Genomic DNA, 703 nt, shown 5'->3' with positions numbered 1-703 from the left:
AACTCGTTGTATACCACGTAAAGGCGGTCGATCTTGCCTTCTTCGTAAGCATCCAACATCACCTTTACAGAACCGATCAGCTCATGTGCTGCAGGTGCGTCACCAAGGTGACTTAATGCAGCAACGACATTACCGCCGTAGCTTTTAAAGAAGCTAATTGCTTTTTGTCCAACCGCGCAAAGATCGACTTCTACTGCGTTATCCGCGTAGTTTTTCATATCTTTAGCAACTTTCTTGAACAAGTTGACGTTCAAACCGCCACACAAACCTCGGTCTGTAGAAACGATGATATAGCCAACACGCTTAACTTCGCGCTCTTGCAAATATAAGTGCTTATATTCTGTGTTCGCATTTGCCAAGTGACTGACAATCGAACGAATTTTTTCTGAGTAGGGCTTACCCAAACTCTTACGATCTTGAGCTTTACGCATCTTACTCGCGGCAACCATTTCCATTGCGCTTGTAATTTTCTGCGTGCTTTTTACGCTCGAAATCTGATTTCGTATCTCTTTACCAACGGCCATTTTATATCGCCTTTAAAGTCTTGTTCACTTTGAGGTATAAATGACAGTCGAGTACTGCAGTATTCATAGATCTCCAGTACTCAACAATCGGCTTACCAAGTTTGCGTCGACTTAAATTGCTCAAGAGCTGATTTAATGCCGTCAGCGATATCATTGTTGTAATCGCCTTTTTCGTTAAT

Annotated in this window: 1 protein-coding gene; it reads right to left on the bottom strand. The window is 42.4% G+C overall.

Features of this window, described 5'->3' with window-relative positions; all coding sequences use genetic code 11:
- The coding region (locus A3756_RS01840) for a FoF1 ATP synthase subunit gamma (RefSeq protein WP_197481101.1) at positions 1 to 524 on the bottom strand (524 nt) is incomplete at its 3' end.
- Positions 525 to 703 lie beyond the last annotated feature (179 nt).

Source organism: Oleiphilus sp. HI0086 (assembly GCF_001635225.1).
Note: the sequence above shows the minus strand (reverse complement) of the source record. Positions and strands in the feature narration are given on the sequence as shown.